At 64.0% G+C, this 16,504-nt stretch carries 17 protein-coding genes; 6 read left to right on the top strand and 11 right to left on the bottom strand.

Going from position 1 to position 16,504, the window contains the following annotated elements; genetic code table 11:
• Positions 1 to 74 precede the first annotated feature (74 nt).
• Complete coding sequence (locus tag MESCI2_RS0119875) at positions 75 to 1,901, bottom strand: ABC transporter ATP-binding protein/permease (RefSeq protein WP_027038102.1); 1,827 nt, start codon at positions 1,899 to 1,901, stop codon at positions 75 to 77.
• Positions 1,902 to 2,034: 133 nt separating this feature from the next.
• The gene (locus MESCI2_RS0119870; protein WP_027038101.1) at positions 2,035 to 2,817 is read right to left on the bottom strand and encodes a class I SAM-dependent methyltransferase; all 783 of its coding nucleotides are present in this window, start codon (positions 2,815 to 2,817) and stop codon (positions 2,035 to 2,037) included.
• A gap of 136 nt (positions 2,818 to 2,953) precedes the next feature.
• Here MESCI2_RS0119870 and gloB point away from each other — a divergent pair, with 136 nt between their 5' ends.
• Positions 2,954 to 3,721, top strand: coding sequence for a hydroxyacylglutathione hydrolase (gene gloB, locus MESCI2_RS0119865; RefSeq protein ID WP_027038100.1), 768 nt, complete (start codon positions 2,954 to 2,956; stop codon positions 3,719 to 3,721).
• A gap of 23 nt (positions 3,722 to 3,744) precedes the next feature.
• Positions 3,745 to 4,173 (top strand): cupin domain-containing protein, encoded by a 429-nt coding sequence (locus MESCI2_RS0119860; protein ID WP_027038099.1) that lies wholly within the window; start codon positions 3,745 to 3,747, stop codon positions 4,171 to 4,173.
• Between the two features lies 1 nt (position 4,174).
• On the opposite strand, the gene MESCI2_RS0119855 is transcribed toward MESCI2_RS0119860, so the two are convergent.
• Genes MESCI2_RS0119855 through MESCI2_RS0119845 form a run of 3 tightly spaced genes read right to left on the bottom strand, consistent with a single transcriptional unit; the run spans position 4,175 to position 6,616 of the window.
• A complete protein-coding gene (locus MESCI2_RS0119855) occupies positions 4,175 to 4,861 on the bottom strand; it encodes a lysoplasmalogenase family protein (RefSeq protein WP_027038098.1) in 687 nt (228 codons plus the stop codon).
• A complete protein-coding gene (gene yddG / locus MESCI2_RS0119850; RefSeq protein WP_027038097.1) occupies positions 4,858 to 5,793 on the bottom strand; it encodes an aromatic amino acid exporter YddG in 936 nt (311 codons plus the stop codon). Before yddG ends, MESCI2_RS0119855 begins: the two co-directional genes overlap by 4 nt.
• A 34-nt stretch (positions 5,794 to 5,827) precedes the next feature.
• Complete coding sequence (locus MESCI2_RS0119845; RefSeq protein ID WP_027038096.1) at positions 5,828 to 6,616, bottom strand: DUF3108 domain-containing protein; 789 nt, start codon at positions 6,614 to 6,616, stop codon at positions 5,828 to 5,830.
• A 273-nt stretch (positions 6,617 to 6,889) separates the two neighbouring features.
• Here MESCI2_RS0119845 and rpmB point away from each other — a divergent pair, with 273 nt between their 5' ends.
• The 3 genes from rpmB (at position 6,890) to MESCI2_RS0119830 (ending at position 8,802) form a co-directional block, all read left to right on the top strand.
• On the top strand, positions 6,890 to 7,186 hold the full coding sequence (gene rpmB / locus MESCI2_RS0119840; protein WP_013529373.1) for a 50S ribosomal protein L28: 297 nt from the start codon (positions 6,890 to 6,892) through the stop codon (positions 7,184 to 7,186).
• A 183-nt stretch (positions 7,187 to 7,369) separates the two neighbouring features.
• The gene (locus MESCI2_RS0119835; protein WP_027038095.1) at positions 7,370 to 8,050 is read left to right on the top strand and encodes a queuosine precursor transporter; all 681 of its coding nucleotides are present in this window, start codon (positions 7,370 to 7,372) and stop codon (positions 8,048 to 8,050) included.
• 80 nt (positions 8,051 to 8,130) lie between these two features.
• Positions 8,131 to 8,802 (top strand): spermidine synthase, encoded by a 672-nt coding sequence (locus tag MESCI2_RS0119830; protein ID WP_027038094.1) that lies wholly within the window; start codon positions 8,131 to 8,133, stop codon positions 8,800 to 8,802.
• Between the two features lie 11 nt (positions 8,803 to 8,813).
• Here the strand turns inward: MESCI2_RS0119830 and MESCI2_RS0119825 are convergent, their stop codons facing one another.
• The 4 genes from MESCI2_RS0119825 to MESCI2_RS0119810 all read right to left on the bottom strand — a co-directional run bounded on the left by MESCI2_RS0119825 (position 8,814) and on the right by MESCI2_RS0119810 (position 13,488).
• Positions 8,814 to 9,839 (bottom strand): esterase-like activity of phytase family protein, encoded by a 1,026-nt coding sequence (locus tag MESCI2_RS0119825; RefSeq protein WP_027038093.1) that lies wholly within the window; start codon positions 9,837 to 9,839, stop codon positions 8,814 to 8,816.
• Positions 9,836 to 11,737, bottom strand: a complete 1,902-nt coding sequence (gene cobT, locus MESCI2_RS0119820; RefSeq protein WP_013529369.1) for a cobaltochelatase subunit CobT — start codon at positions 11,735 to 11,737, stop codon at positions 9,836 to 9,838. The genes MESCI2_RS0119825 and cobT overlap by 4 nt, the downstream gene beginning before the upstream one ends.
• A gap of 11 nt (positions 11,738 to 11,748) precedes the next feature.
• Positions 11,749 to 12,735 carry a cobaltochelatase subunit CobS gene (cobS, locus tag MESCI2_RS0119815; RefSeq protein ID WP_027038092.1) on the bottom strand — a complete coding sequence of 329 codons (987 nt, stop codon included), beginning with the start codon at positions 12,733 to 12,735 and terminating at the stop codon, positions 11,749 to 11,751.
• Between the two features lie 123 nt (positions 12,736 to 12,858).
• Positions 12,859 to 13,488 carry a J domain-containing protein gene (locus tag MESCI2_RS0119810; protein ID WP_032901057.1) on the bottom strand — a complete coding sequence of 210 codons (630 nt, stop codon included), beginning with the start codon at positions 13,486 to 13,488 and terminating at the stop codon, positions 12,859 to 12,861.
• Between the two features lie 179 nt (positions 13,489 to 13,667).
• Between MESCI2_RS0119810 and MESCI2_RS0119805 the strand changes: the two genes are divergently transcribed.
• A complete protein-coding gene (locus tag MESCI2_RS0119805; RefSeq protein WP_027038090.1) occupies positions 13,668 to 13,970 on the top strand; it encodes a BolA family protein in 303 nt (100 codons plus the stop codon).
• Positions 13,971 to 14,000: 30 nt separating this feature from the next.
• On the opposite strand, the gene MESCI2_RS0119800 is transcribed toward MESCI2_RS0119805, so the two are convergent.
• Both MESCI2_RS0119800 and MESCI2_RS0119795 read right to left on the bottom strand, forming a co-directional pair.
• Positions 14,001 to 15,554 carry an acetolactate synthase large subunit gene (locus MESCI2_RS0119800; RefSeq protein WP_027038089.1) on the bottom strand — a complete coding sequence of 518 codons (1,554 nt, stop codon included), beginning with the start codon at positions 15,552 to 15,554 and terminating at the stop codon, positions 14,001 to 14,003.
• Positions 15,555 to 15,654: 100 nt separating this feature from the next.
• On the bottom strand, positions 15,655 to 16,461 hold the full coding sequence (locus MESCI2_RS0119795) for an alpha/beta hydrolase (RefSeq protein WP_027038088.1): 807 nt from the start codon (positions 16,459 to 16,461) through the stop codon (positions 15,655 to 15,657).
• Positions 16,462 to 16,504: the final 43 nt, after the last annotated feature.

Here is a 16,504-nt window from a genome sequence, read left to right as displayed (position 1 = left end):
GGTTGTTTCTCCCGAGGAGCTTCCCTCGCGATCACGGCAAAATAAAGCTTTGCTTCCCTCGCCCGGAAATCAGCTCATTTCTTGCGGCGGGCGGCTGCTGGCGGCGGTTCGATCGCGCCGGCTCTGACGCGGGCGGGCTTCAGGGCTGGCGCACCGGAATCCTTGACGATCGTCAACGCGCGCGGGAAGAAGTGGTTGTTGTGCTGGCCGCGACCGATGTTGAGGATCGCTGTCCCCGGCAAACGCTTCTCGAGCATCGACAGCACGCGTCTTAGCGATGGGCCGTCGAACGCATCCAGCGCCTCATCGATGATCACCCATTTCGGCTGCCGCAACGCGAGCCTGGCGAAGGCCAGCGAGCGCTGTTCGTCATCGCCCAACTCGTGATCCCAACGCCCGGCACGGTCGAGCGATGAGGACAGCCGTACCAGACCGACCTCGGCCAGCACCGCCGAAATGTCGGCATCGTTCGCCGGCGCGGACCCGTTCGGGTGATCGAGGACTTCGCGCAACGTGCCGACCGGAAAATAGGGCACGCGCGGCACGAATATGGGGGTTTCTCCCGCCGGCAGGCCGATCCGGCCGCTTCCCCATGGCCACAGGCCGGCAATGGCACGAAAGAACAGCGTCTTCCCCGCACCCGGGTCTCCAGTGATCATGACGCGCTCGCCGGGGCGGATTTCGACATGCGGGTCGGCGAGCCTGGTGCAGCCCTCCGGCGAGGCCACTTCGAGCTTCTCGAAAGTCAGGCTGCCATTGACGTTTTGGCCGAAGGCGATGCGCTTTTCGGTGTCGTGCAGCGCATCGGTTTCATCGAGCGCGATGCGGAAATCGGCCACGCGCATCAGCGTGGCGCGCCAATCGGCAATGCTGCCGATGTTGTTGATGAACCAGCGCAAGGAGGAGTGGACCTGGTTGAAGGCGCCGACCGCCATCATCAGCCCGCCAAAGCTGATATCACCTGAGAAATAGACCGGCGAAGCGACCAGTATGGGCGCCACGACGGTGATCCAGCCATAGGTGTCGGTCACCCAGGACAGGTTGATCTGGGCGGTGTAGATGCGCCGCATGGCGCCCAGCACCGTGCCGAGATCGAGTTCGAGCCGCCGCCTGGCGTCGGCCTCGCCATGATACAAAGCAATGGCATCGACATTCTCGTTGACGCGCACCATCGAGGAGCGCAGTTCGGCTTCGCGTGTATAGCGGTCGCTGTTCAGGCGGATGAGCGGGCGCCCGACCAGCCAGCTCAGCCAGGAGGCGATGCCGGCGTAAAGGATGGCGGCCCAGACCATGTAGCCCGGTATGGCCAGCGAGGTCCCGCCGATGTGGAACACGAAGCCCGAGGACAGCTCCCACAGCACCCCGACGAAGGACACCAACAGGATGCACGACTGCAGCAGCCCGACGCCGAGATCGGTTGACAGGTCGGACAGATGCGCGGCGTCCTGCTGCATGCGCTGGTCGGGATTGACGCCGATGGCGCCGGCATTGGCCAACCGGAAGGCGCGCGCCGGCCGCATCCACTGATCGATCAGATCCAGCGTCAGCGCCTCGCGCAGTTTGAGCCTGATCATCTGGTTGAGCCAGGTCTGGCCGATATTGAGCACCAGCAGCCCGCCGGCGATCATCGCGAAGACGAGGAGCTGGTGCAGGAAGGCCGCCATGTCGCGGCGCGCAAGCGCATCGTAGAAAGGCTGGTTCCAGCGGTTGAGCAGAACCTGGCCGATCGACGTTGCGATGATCACGGCCATGATGCCGACCGATGTCCACAGCAACCATTTGCGAACCGGCGATCCCGCCAGCGCCCGCCGGATCGTCATCACCTGATCGCGCAGGCTGCTGGCTTCGACCGCCACGGCAACTGGCCGAACGGCGGCGGCATTGTCCGGTTGATCAGCCATGGCCGAGGTCCTTGCGTTCAGAGCTGAAACCGGATGGAGAAACTTGACAGGCGTTCGTATGGGCTGCCGGATGGGCTGTCGGTCCGCTTGCGACAGATAGGCAGGGAAACGACGGCAGGCACGCTTGCCGCGATCACGAAGCCGTCACCTGCGAAGCCGAGGGCTTGGCATCGGCATTGTGACGGCCAAGCCGGGTGGCGCCATGCGGCGACAGCACCGGCACGAAGACGCGGCGCGATGCGCGCTGCGCCACCGGCACGCCTTGATAGAGCCGTTTCTGCGCCTCGACGACGATGACGCCGGAAAAGATCGGCCATAGCCGCCGGCCGGCGCGCTCCAGCACATTGTGGAACCGCATCATGAAACGGCGCCGTGACGGCGGAAAGAACAGCGCATCGGACCAGGCGGCGGGCGTGAAATTGGCCTCGCGCAGCAGTTCCGTAAGCTGGCCGCGCGAAAAAGGCCGGCCATTGCCGAACGGGGTGTGCTCGAAGCGCGCCCAGACACCGCGCCGGTTGGGCACGACGATGACCACGCGGCCGGCCGGCGACAGCACACGCCAGATCTCGTTCAGCGTCTCACGCGGGTTCTCGACATGTTCGAGCGAATGGACGAGCAGCATGCGGTCGATGCAGGAATCGACCAGCGGCAGTTCCTCGTCGAAGACCAGTGCCGTCGCCGTCGGCCCTGTCGCCGGCCAGACGACGGCGCCTTGCGTTGCCGGCATGAAGGCAAAGACCCGCTCGGCATCGGTGCCGAACCGCTCCAGCCAGGGCAAGGTGTAACCCAGACCAACCAGCCGCTCGTTGGGCACGACCGCCCATATCGACGACAACGCCATGGTGATCGAGCGCTCGGCGAACCGGCCGAGCGTTGTCGAATAGAACGAGCGAAGATCGACGATGTCGGAATGCATGGCAGGGATGTAGCCGTGATGTCGCCAGGTTTCAACAAAAGGCCGCGACGACCCGACATTCCGGGATGTCATTCGACATCCGGGATGACATCGCCCCGCAAGCGCCCTATGTCTGCGGCCATAACGGAGAGATGTGATGCCGGTCGAAATCGAACAGTTCATGTGCCGCAGCGACAATTTCGGCGTGCTGGTGCATGACCCCAAAAGCGGCCAGACCGCGATCATCGACGCGCCCGAGGAAGCGCCTATCCTGGCCGCGATAAAGCGCACCGGCTGGACGCCGACGATGATCCTGACCACGCATCATCACATGGATCACGTCGAGGCCAATCTGGCGCTGAAGGAGCGCTTCAAGCTGCGCATCGTCGGCCCGGAGGCCGAAAAGGCCAAGATCCCCGGCATCGACGAGACCGTCGAAGACGGCTCGGTCCTCCATCTTGGCGATGAAAAGATCGAAGTCATCGCCACGCCCGGCCACACCGCCGGCCACGTTTCCTACTATCTGCCGGCTTCGGGTGTGGCGTTCACCGCCGACACGCTGTTTGCGCTGGGTTGCGGACGGCTGTTCGAATGCAAGCCGCCGGTGATGTATGAATCGCTGAAGAAGCTGGCTGCACTTCCGGCTGAGACGGCCATCTATTGCGGCCACGAATATACGCTCTCCAACGCCCGTTTCGCGCTGACCGTCGACCCGACCAATTCGGCATTGAAGGAACGCGCCGCCAGGATCGAAAAGCTGCGCGCCGCCGACAAGCCGACGCTGCCGACGACGATCGGCGAGGAGCTGTCGACCAATCCCTTCCTGCGCTGGCACGATCCGGCGATCCGCAAGCATCTGGGGCTGGAGAAAGCTTCGGACGCCGAGGTCTTTGCTGAAATCCGCAAGCGCAAGGACAATTTCTAGAGCCCGGTGGTATCGTCGACGCCATGACCAGCTCCGCCGAAATCATCGCGACGCTCGGGCTGAAGCCGCATCCGGAAGGCGGCTGGTATGCCGAGACCTTTCGCGATGGCACCGGCGACGCGCGCGGCCATTCGACCGCCATCTACTTCCTGCTTGAGGAGCATCAGGTCTCGGCCTGGCACCGGGTCAAGGACGCCGCCGAGGTCTGGCATTTCCATGCCGGCGCCCCGCTGGCGCTGGCGATGTGGGAGGAAGGCAGTACCGTTGTGGAGCAGGTGCTCGGCATCGATCTCGCAGCCGGTGAGCGGCCGCAGATCGTCGTGCCGGCAGGCTGGTGGCAATCGGCGCGCAGCCTGGGCGAATGGACACTGGTCGGCTGCACCGTCGCGCCGGGCTTCGAGTTTTCGGCCTTTGAGTTGGCGGCACCCGGCTGGCAGCCTGGACAGTCCTAACTCAATAAGAAGCCCAATTTAGTAGGAAGCCAAGTGTGATCGCGAGTTGGGCGGCGTAGTACAGCGCCCAGACGGCGAATCGCATCCAGGCACGATGCGGCGAGATGGCGGCGACAAGGAATTTCTCCGTGGCGAGCAACCCGTCCGATGCCATGAACAGGATGGCGCCGCCAATCACCCAGAGGTTGCTTGTCGTCAGGGCTGAAACGCCCATTGCCAGGATCGCAGCGACATAGACGGCGATCGGGATGCGCAGGCCGGGACCGACGCGACGCCACAGCGCCGCCAGCATGACGATCGCAAACACCGCCATGGCGAGCGTGATCGCTCCGCGCCACGATTCGGTGCCAAGCACTCCCAACCCGCCACCGCCGCGCAGGAACAACGCGACATAGACGATATGAGCGACAAGAAAACTGGCCAGCCCGCCGAGAAACGCCTTTTCGCCGTCGCGCGACAGGAATGCGTCGCCAACGGCGCTGAGTGCGAGCGCGGCGACCAGCAGCAGCGGGCCGCCCTGCAGCCCGGCCAGCACGGCAAGCATCGCCACGGCAAGCGTCTTTGCCGCCGAGCGGGCAAGCGTCGGCGGCATGCCAAGCGTGAAGGCGTAGATCACCGCCGCCGCCAGCGAAAAGATCAGCGTCGCATTGGCGTTGGCGTCGATGCCGCCCGCAAACGGCATCGTCATGCCCTGGCTCCGTCTTCGGATGCCCCGGCCTTGCTTTCGGATGACCCGGCTTGGCTCTCGGTCGCGGCAGGCTTGCGCAGGAGCAGGGATTTTGCGGCGAGCACCGCGCCGCCGGTTATGAGCACGCAGGCGGCGAGGATGCGCAGCGACGGCTCGGCGACGCCGGCCGCGATCAACACCAGCGTCGACAACAGCGGTGCGGCGTAGCTTGCAGCACCCAATACCTGGATGTTACCGCGCTTGACGCCGATGTCCCAGACATAGAAGGCGGCGCCCACCGGCATCAGGCCAAGGCCGAGCACGGCCAGCCACTGGCCGGCGCCGTCAGGCAGAACCGTCTGTTCCAGCGCCAGGTGGCAGGCGAGCGACAGCACCGCGGTCGCCGCGCAGAACCAGGTGACGATGCTGGTCGGCACCGACGGGAAGCGCCGCGACAACAACGAATAGGACGACCACAGCACGGCGCAGACGGCAGCCATGGCATAGCCGAAGGCATAGCGGGCGTCGAAGGCGAGACCACCGCCCTTGGTGACGATCAGCATGGTGCCGGCAAGGCCGAGCAGCGCGCCGACGACATGGTTCCACGCCAGTTTTTCGCCCGGCATCAGCGCCGAACCAAGCACGATCAGCAGCGGCCACAGATAGGCGATCAGGCTCGCCTCCACCGCCGGTGCATTGCGCAGCGCGGTGAAATAGAAGAAGTGGTAGCCGAACAGGCCGGCAATGCCGATCAGCCACACCTGCGGCGGTATCTTCTGGCGCTTGTCGGGTGCCGGCATGAACAGCCGTGCGACGAGCCCGACGCCGGTGCCGATCGAGAAGGTGATTGCCGACAGCAGGAACGGCGGCACCTGGCCCGACGCATCCGTGAGCAACGCCAGCAGCGCCCACATGGCGACCGCCGAAAAGCCGATCAGAGTAGCGCGCCCCATTCTGTCTCCAGTGGCGCGCCAATTCCGCGCCTGGCTATTGTACCGCTTCGAAACGCCCGGCGCTGATGGTCAAGGTGCCGATCTGCGTGCCCACCGTGGCATGGATCGGCGCATATACGCCGGTTTGGCCGAGCGGTGCAAACGTCACCATCATGCGGCTTTTGTTCTTGAGATAGTTGAGCGCCTTGCGGCCCTTGCGATAGCCCGCCACCGGCTCGAAGCCCATCTGGCAGGTGACGGTGTCGCCCTTGTAGCCCGGGACCGAGATCGTGCCTTTCGATGCGTAGGTCAGCGTCAGGTCGGCACGCATCTCGCCGTCATAGAACTTCACCGTGCGGCCGCAGACCTGGTCGAGACTGTCGGCATGAATGACCGTGGCGGCCATGGGATCAAGCACCGATGCCAGGTCGCCGGCACCGAGCGGCACCCAGTTCTTGGGGTCGCGTTTGCCCGGCGCCGGTACGACCTTCGTCGAAGTGACCCTGCCATTGGCAAAGCGGATATCGACCACCGATGCCTTCTTGCCTGAGGTGTAGTCGGCGCGGAATGCCTGCGGCACCATCTTCTTGCCCGCGATCGTGCCTTTGGATGAGATCGTGCCGCGCGTGTCGTCGAACAGCTTGGCCAGCCCTGCCGCGGTGACACTGCCTTGGATCGCGTAGGCGCCGTTCTCATAGCTGCTGGAAAACGTTGATTTCGCTATCGAAAGACCAAGGAACGACACCGTGTACTCGCCCTTGAACGACTGCGGCGAGGCAGCAGACGCGGCGGACGGCAAGGCTATGGCAAGCATGGCGGCAAGGGCATGTGGCGAACGAAGCATGGCGGGATCGGGTCCTTGATTTTCGGCCGGAGGCGGGCAACTCCGGTCTGGCATGTCCCTATGGAACCGCTTATAGGATGAATTCCGGCCTTAATATGAAAATGCCGGGCGCGCCGTGGGCAATGCAGGGGCTGGGCAAGCCGGAGCTTGACGCCTCGGCGAAATGCAACTATGGAACGCCAACTTTTTCCATAAGGCCGCCTGACCAGAACCGCGCGCCACCCGGCGTGGGCTTGAGTGTTTGGCAGACCCCGAGAACTGAAGGTTAGAACAATGTCCCGCACCTGCGAACTCACTGCCAAGGCAGTCATGTCCGGCAACAATGTGAGCCACGCCAACAACAAGACCAAGCGTCGCTTCCTGCCGAACCTCGTCAATGTGACGCTGATTTCGGAAGCGCTGAACCAAAACGTGCGCCTGCGCATTTCGGCCAACGCGCTGCGTTCGGTCGAACATCGCGGCGGCCTCGACGCCTTCCTGGCCAAGGCCGACGTTAAGGAATTGTCGCAGCGCGCCCGTTTGCTGAAAAAGCAGATCGCCAAGAAGACCGCCGAACAGGCTGCCGCTTAAAACAGTTCAAAGGCGGGGGACGACCGCCCTGGCCGACCTCTTGTTGGCCTCTGGCCAACCTCTTGTTGGCCTGAGCATCGGATCGAAGCCGCAAGGTTTTGGCAATCCGGTGCCCACATACGAAGGCAAGCATCGCCCGCATGGGCATGGTGCTTGGCTGGTTCCATTACCCAGGATAAAAAAATGACTTCCTTCTCGCGGTATTTGCCCTTCGTGGCCGCCATGGCGCTTGTCGTCGTGGCATCGAACATTCTCGTGCAATTCCCGATGCAGGGCCAGATCGGCGGCCTCTCGCTGGCCGACATTCTGACCTGGGGGGCCTTCACCTATCCCTTCTCGTTCTTGGTCACCGACCTCGCCAACCGCCGCTACGGCCCCACTGTGGCGCGCCGGATCGTCTTTGTCGGCTTCATGACGGCGGTGATCTGCTCGATCCTTGTCCCGCCCTTCCTGTTCCGCCACGGCCTGATCGAATTCGAGACCGCCGCCGACCGGCTGGTCCGCATCGCGGCCGCGTCCGGAGCGGCGTTCCTCAGCGCGCAACTGCTCGATGTCACCGTCTTCAACCGGCTGCGCCGGCAGAGTTGGTGGCGCGCGCCTATCATCGGCACGCTGGTCGGGTCGGTGTTCGACACCGCCGTGTTCTTCACCGTCGCTTTCTCGGCTGCCTTTGCCTTCGCCGGACCAAACGACGGCTTTGCGTTGGAAAGCGCACCTTTGATGGGCGTCTTCCATGTCGAGGCGATGCGCTGGATTTCCTGGGCGCTTGGCGATCTCTCGGTGAAACTGATCATCGCCGTCGTGGCGTTGATCCCCTACCGTCTGCTCGCCGCCCGCTGGAGCCAGCCGGCGGTTGTGGCTTAAACCATGATCCCGAACCGAAGGTCCGCGTCAGCGAAACTTGGGACCCGGTTTTCGGAAAAGATCATGGTCGGACAAAGATCATGATCCCGTGGGTCCAGCTCGATTCGGCCAAGACTCCGGACCGCGGACAGGAACTGCGCCTCAAGCGGCGCGGCACCGAATTTTCGATCATGCTGGGCACCAACGAGCTGATGAACAGCCGCCTCAGCGGTTCCGAGGAAGCGCTGGCAAAACTATCCTGCGAGCGGATTGCCGGCCATAGCCAGCCAACAATCCTGATCGGTGGGCTTGGCATGGGTTTTACCTTGCGCGCCGCGCTTGCAGAATTAGCCAATGATGCCGGAATCGTCGTCGCCGAACTGGTGCCGGCCGTCGTCGCCTGGGCGCGCGGTCCGATGGCCGAAATCTTTGGCGGCTGTCTCGACGATCCTCGCGTCACAATCCAGGAAGCCGATGTCGGGCATCTGATCCGGTTGCGGCCGGCAGCCTGGGACGCCATCCTGCTCGATGTCGACAACGGCCCGGAAGGCATCGTCCACAAATCCAACGATGCGCTCTACAGTCTGCAGGGCCTCGCAGCCGCACGCAGCGCCCTGAAACCCGGCGGCGTGCTGGCGGTGTGGTCGCAAGGCCCGGACGGCGGCTTCACGCGGCGGCTGAAGCAGGCAGGCTTCGGGGTCGAAGAGGTCAGTACGCGCGCCAACGGCAAGCGCGGCGCCCGCCATGTCATCTGGATCGCCACCAGGACATAAAGCCGGCGGGCTCAATCCTGGTGGAGAATGAATTCCAGATAGAGGTTGCGCTGCAGGATCGAGTGGTTGTCGTCGGAGATCAGCGACACCATCAGCGCGCCGTCATCGCGGGTCCAGATGTCGAGCCCTTCCATATTGTCGATCTGGTAGCCCATGTCGGCCTCCAGCAGCACCGGCCCGTCGGCGACCGCGCCCTTCTCGACGCTTTCGCCGTAGATGCGCCGCAGCCGCATCTTGACGCCGCTGGCCATCGAGAAACTGCGCTCCAGAAGCAACAGATCGCCATCGGGCAGGAAGGCACCGTCGGTGATGTCGAAATCGCCATTGCGCTTGACGGTGAAGACGCCCTTGTGCGGCCCTTCGATGATGGCGGCATAGATGTTGCCGACCTTGTCCAGGCTCTTCTCGGAGACCACGACCAGGCCACCCTCATGCTGGCCGTTGGCGTTGGCGTGGGTGACAGTCTCGAAGCCGCGATTCTGCCGCAGTTCACGGGCCGGCACCAGGAAATCCAGCTGCTTGAACGGCGCCTTCATGTCGTTGGGGTCGATTTTGAACTGGGCGACGCGGTGGCTGCGCTCGAAGCCGACGGTGGCGATGCCGTCCTTGACCGCGAGACCTTCCGCATCGACCTCCCATTTCCTGTCGATCGGCCGGCCCGTCCGGTCGACCATCTGCTGCATGCGGAAATTCTGGATGCCGGAGGGCCGCTTTTCCGCGTCGCGGACCACCGTGCCGAAGAACCAGAAGCCGGTGTCGGCAACGCCGATAAAGTCACCGCCAGCCTTCAGGAAGCGGAAGGCCGACAGCGCGCCGAAATCGCGCGTCGGCGAGGTCATCTCCAGCCCGCCGACGAATTCGAAAGGGCCGAATTGCTTGTCGGCACGGCCAATGTGAAATTCGGTGATCGGGCGGGCCGAGATTTCGACCGGTTCGACAGAACCGGAATCGGGCGAACCGGCTGCCGCCGAAGCCAAGCCGGAAAGCAGGGCGATCGCGGCGAAAAGCGTCTGTTGAACGCCGCGCGAAAAAATCATCCGGCGCGCCGCATACCACCGCCGCGTCGCGTATCCTTCGCGCTTTCCTCGGCGAACAGCGAAGCCAGCTGCTCGGTCATGGCGCCGGCCAGTTCCTCGGCATCGACGATGGTGACGGCACGGCGGTAGTAGCGCGTGACATCATGGCCGATGCCGATGGCCAGCAGTTCCACCGGCGACCGCGTCTCGATCAGCTCGATGACGGCGCGCAGATGGCGCTCGAGATAGTTGCCCGGATTGACCGACAGCGTCGAATCGTCGACCGGCGCGCCGTCCGAGATCATCATCAGGATCTTGCGCTGCTCGGGCCGGGCGATCAGCCGGTTGTGCGCCCACAGCAGCGCCTCGCCGTCGATGTTTTCCTTGAGCAGGCCTTCGCGCATCATCAGGCCGAGATTGCGCCGTGCCCGCCGCCACGGATGGTCGGCGGACTTGTAGATGATGTGGCGCAGATCGTTGAGCCGGCCTGGGTTTGGCGGCTTGCCGTCCTTCAACCACTTCTCGCGCGCCTGCCCGCCCTTCCAGGCCCGCGTGGTGAAACCGAGGATCTCGACCGAGACGCCGCAGCGTTCCAGCGTGCGCGCCAATATGTCGGCGCAGGTTGCCGCGACCGTGATCGGCCGGCCGCGCATCGAGCCGGAATTGTCGAGCACCAGCGTCACCACCGTGTCGCGGAACTTGGTGTCGCGCTCCTGCTTGAACGACAGCGGCTGCATCGGGTCGATGACGACGCGCACCAGCCTTGCCGGGTCAAGGTAGCCCTCTTCCAGGTCGAAATCCCAGGAGCGGTTCTGTTGTGCCATCAGGCGACGCTGCAGGCGGTTGGCCAACCGCCCGACGACGCCGGACAGATTGGCAAGCTGCTTGTCGAGGAAGGCGCGCAGCCGGTCGAGCTCTTCTTCTTCGCAAAGCTCCTCGGCGCCGACCGTCTCGTCGAAAGCGGTGGTGAAGACCTTGTAGTCGATTTCCTTCGGCAGATTGGTGAAGGGATTGTCGTTGCGGCGCGCTTCGCCGGGTGTTTCGGCATCGGCGTCGTCATCGTCGGACAGGTCGTCGGCGGTGGCGTCGGAGGCTTCGGTCTCGGCCGACTGCTCGTCATCGGCCGAAGCTTCGGCATCCTCGGACTGCGACTGCTCGGAGCCGGAATCCTCTTCGCCGCCCTCCTCGCTCTGCTCCTCGCCTTGCGGCTGGTTGTCGTCATTGTCCTCGGAATCTTCCGTCTCCTGGTCGTCGCCAAGTTCCTCGGCCATCTCCATGGAGGCGAGCATCTCGCGCACGACCCGGGCAAACGCCTGCTGGTCGCCGAGCTTGGCCGACAATCCGTCGAGATCGGCCTTGGCCTTTTCCTCGACCCAGGGGCGCCAGAGTTCGACCAGCCGCTCGCCGCTTTTCGGGACCGGGCGGCCGGTCAGCTTCTCGCGCACCATCAGGGCAAGAGCTTCCTCGATCGGCGCGTCGGCCTTGTCCTTGATGTCGACGAGGTTGGCCTTGGCGTATTTGTCCTCCAGCATCGAACCTATATTGTCGGCGACGCCTTGCATGGCGCGTGAGCCGATCGCCTCGACGCGGGCCTGCTCGACCGCGTCATAGATGGCGCGGGCGGCCTTGCCTTCCGGCGCCAGCTTGGTGTGGATGCGCACATCGTGGCAGGCGCGCTTCAGCGCCATGGAATCGCCGAGGCCGCGGGTGATCGCAATATCGGTCTTCGATGCCTTCTTCGGCAGTTCGGGCAAACGCGCACGGCTGCCGGCAAGTGCGGGCCGGTCCTTGGCGAAACCGACTTCCAGTTCCTTGTCGCCGGCAATGGCGCGCATGCAGACGGTGACGGCGCGCTTGAAGCTGTCGGCTTCAGACCCCGTCTTCGACTTGTTGCGCGTGTTGTCGCCCGGACCCGCCATCGAGACTGTGCTTATCCCAGCACCACGTTGGCGGCGCTCTCGGGCAGATCCTCGCCGAAGGCGCGCTGATAGAACTCGGCAACCACCGAGCGTTCCAGTTCGTCGCACTTGTTGAGGAAGGTCAGCCGGAACGCCATGCCGATATTGCCGAATATCTCGGCATTCTCGGCCCAGGTGATGACGGTGCGCGGGCTCATCACGGTCGACAGATCGCCGTTGATGAAGGCCGAGCGCGTCATGTCGGCGACGCGCACCATCTTGTTGACGATGTCCTTGCCCTTGACGTCGCGATAGTGCTTGGCCTTGGCCAGCACGATGGCGACTTCATTGTCGTGCGGCAGATAGTTCAGCGTTGTGACGATCGACCAACGGTCCATCTGCGCCTGGTTGATCTGCTGGGTGCCATGATAGAGGCCAGTGGTGTCGCCGAGGCCGACCGTGTTGGCGGTCGAAAACAGCCGGAAGGCCGGATGCGGGCGGATGACCCGGCTCTGGTCGAGCAGCGTCAGCCGGCCCGACGATTCCAGCACGCGCTGGATGACGAACATCACATCCGGACGGCCGGCATCGTACTCGTCGAAGCACAGCGCGACATTGTGCTGATAGGCCCAAGGCAGGATGCCGTCGCGGAATTCGGTGATCTGCAGGCCGTCCTTGACCACGATCGCGTCCTTGCCGACGAGATCGATACGGCTGACATGGCTGTCGAGGTTGACGCGCACACAAGGCCAGTTGAGGCGGGCGGCGACCTGTTCGATATGGGTCGACTTGCCGGTGCCGTGATAGCCCGACACCATGACGCGGCGGTTGTAGGCAAAGCCCGCGAGGATCGCCATCGTCGTGTTCTTGTCGAACAGATAGTCCGGGTCGATGTCGGGCACATGCTCCGATGTCACCGAATAGGCCGGCACCACCATCTTGGATTCGAAGCCGAATTTCTCCTTCACCGACACCGTCGTGTCGGGCAGGTTGGCGATGTCGCGATCGACCTTGTTCATATCTCTCAACGTCTCCACGGGCGAAACGTCTGATTTCGCCGGCAATCGATTTTGTCCGGGGGCGGTCTTAGAGCCTTTTCCAACCTTATGAAAGTTGGAAAACGACACGAACCGTATGGTCGCTCAGCACAGGCCCGCCTGTTTGAGCACGCGATAGGCCTGCAGCACATCGCGGAACCGGTCTTCCGAACCTCTGTCGCCACCATTCGCATCCGGATGGTGTTGTTTCACCAGTTCCTTATAGCGCGCCTTGATCTCCTTGCCAGTCGCCTTTGTATCAAGGCCAAGCGTTTCCAGCGCCTTGGCCTCAAGCGGCTTGGCCTTGCGCTCGCGCGCCTCGCGCGGATCCTTCGGTCCCTTGAACAGGTCGAACGGGTCGCGCATGCGGTTGTAGTAGCCGGCGCGGCCGGAGCGCATCTGCGCCATATCGGGCGACGACCGCGTCGAGGGGCCGGTGGCGCCCATCTTCCAGGTCGGCCGGTGCCCGGTCATGGCTTCTTTCTGGAAGCGCGCGACCTCGGTGTCCGGCACGCCGGAGAAATAGTTGAAGCCCTTGTTGTACTCGCGCACATGGTCGAAGCAGAAGCGGAAATACTCGCCCTCCTTCATGCGCCCGACCGGTGCACGATGGGTGCCCGCCTCCTTGCAGCCGTCCCACTGGCAGATCGGCGAGTGCGACTTCAGCTCCGCGTCCTTGTCGGGGCGGACGCGAATCTTCTCGAAATATTTGGGGTACGGCTTCATCTTACCCATTTATGGGGCGTTCGCAGATGCGAAACAAGAATTGACATTTTCGCGATCATCGCCCTAACCGCTGAATCGCGGCATAAAGCAGGCGAATGGCGGATTTTGTTGCACGGCAGCGCTTTTGCGAAGACCGATTTTGGTTTCAAGGCTGAGGCGCCAGCCATATGTGGTGAAGGAAAACGGCGATGTCCATACAGGCGACTATGGAAGACAAGCTCAACAAGGCATTTTCGCCTGACAGGCTGGTTATCATCAACGAGAGCCATCTCCATGCCGGCCACCACCATCACGGCTCCGACCATCACGGCACTTACGACGGCACCGGCGAGACGCATTTTCGCGTGCGCGTCGTCGCTTCCGCCTTTGCCGGCATGAGCCGTATCGACCGTCACCGCGCCGTCAATGAACTGCTTGCCGACGAATTGCAGGCCGGCGTGCATGCGCTGGCGATCGAACCGGCGGCTCCCGGCGAAAAGACGCGCTGGTAGCTCGGTTCCGCCTGCCGTTTGTCGCCGCGCTCAGAGCACCGCTTCGATGAGGAACGGCCCGCGCCGTGACAGCGCGCTGTCCAGCAGCGCCTCGAAGCGTTCGCACGTATCGGCGCGAGCCGCCTCGACGCCCATGCCTTTGGCCAGCGACACCCAGTCGAGCGAGGGATGGTCGAGGTCGAGCATGCGCCTGGCGTTCTCGCCGATGGCGCCGACGCCGACATTCTTCATCTCGCCGTGCAGGATCGCATAGGTTCGGTTGGAAAACACGATCGTAACCACGTCGAGCTTTTCCCTGGCCTGCGTCCACAATCCCTGCACCGTGTACATGCCGCTGCCGTCGGCTTCGAGATTGATCACCTTGCGGTCCGGACAGGCGATTGCAGCCCCGGTCGCCATCGGGATGCCGCCACCGATCGATCCGCCCGTGCCCATCATGTAGTCGTGCGGCGCGGCAAAGGCCGACAGCGCGAAGAAACGCCTGGCGGAGGTGATTGCTTCATCGCAAATGATCGCATCGGCCGGCAGTTTGCGCGCCACCGAGAGCGCGATGGCATCTTCCGTCAGCTTGCCATTCGGCGTTGCCTCGTCGGGAAAAGCGGCCGCCAGCACCCGTTGTTGCGACGGCTTGATGCCAAGTTCGTCGCGAAGCGCCTCCAGCGCCGCATGCAGATCGTCGCCATGGGCGGCCAGTGTCAGCACCTCGCAGCCTTCCCGAACAAGCCGTCCCGGTTTTCCCGGATAGGCGAAGAAGGCAACCGGCTCCTTCGCGCCGACCAGGATCAGAACGTCGATATCCCTGAGCACGGCCGTCGCCGCATCGACCGGATAGGGGATGCGGGTCGGCGCGACACGCCCGCGCCCACGTTGCATCCGTGCGATCAAAACCTCGCCGAAGAGCCGGACGTCGCTGCCCGTCGATATCTGCCCGGCGATGGCAAGCGCATCGGCGCGAGCGGCCTTCCCGCGAACGATCATGCCGGCCCGGCTCGGAGCGGCACGGATCGCCGCGGCGACCTTGCGCACGGCGTCCATATCGACGGCCGGCGTCGGCGCCAACGTCACCTTGCCGACCGAAACCGCGTCGACTTCGCCCCAGGCCGCATCCGCCGGCAGGATCATCGTTGCCACGCCGGGTGGTGTCAGCGAGGCGCGAAAGGCTGCTTCAGCTGCCCGCACGACATCGGCCGGCCCCTTGACGCGGCCGACCCAGTTGGACATCGGCGCCGCAAGGCTCTCGATATCGCTGGTGAGTGGGGCATCGAGCGGCAAATGGTAAGAGGCGTGATCGCCGACGATGTTGATCATCGGGCTGAAGGCACGCCGGGCATTGTGCATGTTGGCGAGCCCATTGGCCAGGCCGGGACCGGTATGCAGCAGCGTCGCGGCCGGCCGATCGGTCATCCGCGCATAGCCGTCGGCGGCACCCGTCACCACGCCTTCGAACAGCCCGAGCACGCAACGCATTTTCGGCTTGCGGTCAAGTGCTGCAACGAAGTGCATTTCGGAGGTGCCGGGATTGGCGAAGCAGACCGTCACATCGTTGGCCAGAAGCACGTCACACAGGACATCGGCGCCGTTCATGCAATTCCCTCCCGCTCACGATCGAAGAGCACTTGCACCTGGGCGCGCCCGCACAGCAATGTCCCGCCGCCACTTTTGATCTGATCCAGTGCGGTAAGGATCAGCCGACCACCGATTTCAGGAATGCCAGCGCGGCAGCGGTCAGCGCGTCACCGTCCTCGCCGAAATCGCGATTGATCGACATATGCGTGTAGGCGCTGCCGTCGAACAGCGTGACCTGGGTGCCCGTCGCGCGCAGGCGCTCGGCAAAGGCCTTTGAGTCCTCGCCGCGGCCAGGGGCGCGCGAATAGGCGATGAACGTCGGTGGATGCTTGCGGCCATCGACATAGCTGGCCGGCGACAGTGCCGCCCATTGCGCGGGATCGGAAAAGACGCGGGCATAGGCGCGGACCATACCGCCATTCTTGGCAAGTGCCGCAAGATCATAGGCCCTGGTGTCGTCGAGGATGAGCGCGGCTATGCCCGGCAATCCGCCGCGCATGCCGGTCAGGGCAACCAGATGGCAGCCGGCCGAATGGCCCATGCCGACAATGCGGTTGGGGTCGCCGCCATGCGGGGCGATGTTGGCCCTGATGTAGGCGAAGGCCTTTTCGACGTCACCGGCCTGGGTGGCGACATCGGCCTGCGGCAGCATGCGGTAGTCGATGGAGACGAAGCAGAAACCGTTGGCGAGCAGGAAGGCTGGTTTGGCGTCGACCTGACTGCGTTTGCCAAACTGCCAGGTGCCGCCATGAACGAAAACCACGACCGGCAGGCCGGTTGCACCATCGGGCGCATAGATGTCGAGCTTGGCCGGCCCGTAATCGAAGGTTTTTGGCGCGGGTTGGCGCGGGCGCCGCGCGGCCGATGCTTCCAATGGCAGCATCGCCGCCACCGAGGCCATGATCAGGCTTCGTCGATCGATCATCACTGTCTCCTGGCGAGGCAAGACTGCACGCGGCCGCCCCGGC

The organism is Mesorhizobium ciceri WSM4083, from assembly GCF_000519305.1.
Taxonomy (GTDB): Bacteria; Pseudomonadota; Alphaproteobacteria; order Rhizobiales; family Rhizobiaceae; genus Mesorhizobium; species Mesorhizobium ciceri_B.
This window is presented reverse-complemented; position numbering and strand designations above follow the sequence as displayed.